Annotated in this window: 1 protein-coding gene; it reads right to left on the reverse strand. The window is 39.3% G+C overall.

All coding sequences use genetic code 11. The annotated features are described in order from the left end of the window. Positions 1-199: 199 nt before the first annotated feature. A partial coding sequence (locus AC1MDJ_RS08605; protein ID WP_479690473.1) for a hypothetical protein occupies positions 200-504 on the reverse strand: 305 nt, incomplete at its 5' end.

Below are 504 nucleotides of genomic sequence, written 5' to 3' on the forward strand. Positions count from 1 at the left end.
GGTGTTGTCATTAAATCAGTTGCAAATTGTCAGACCGCTATAGCTTTATTTCAACCAGATAGCGTATCCTTCCCCAAGCACATAATGATTATACACAGACACCAATAACGAGACAAACCCTAAAGGGAGCTTACGGGACAATATGGGACGATAAAATGACATAAGCACCACTATAAGAAAAAATATCTTCACTTATATCTCATAAATCACTCTTCTCACTCTCATTCATTGCCCAGCTAGTGCGCCCACGAAACAGCCTTAATCTCAAGCGTTCATCGCTAATACCTACGTTTATAGGCTCTATAGAACCCTTATTTTTTTCTATACCAGCAATAGTGAGTGTGCCTATCACCATAAGTGGACTATCCAATGTTTGCTTATCTAAAAGAACAGGTCTATTAGCAACTTTCATATCTTTGCCTTGAACGGGAATACGCTCGCCAGTGTTCACAATAAATGGTCTTTTTACTAGCTTCTTGCCCTCAAATAACTGTTGCCTGTCAA

The organism is Candidatus Termitispirillum reticulitermitis, assembly GCF_054655775.1.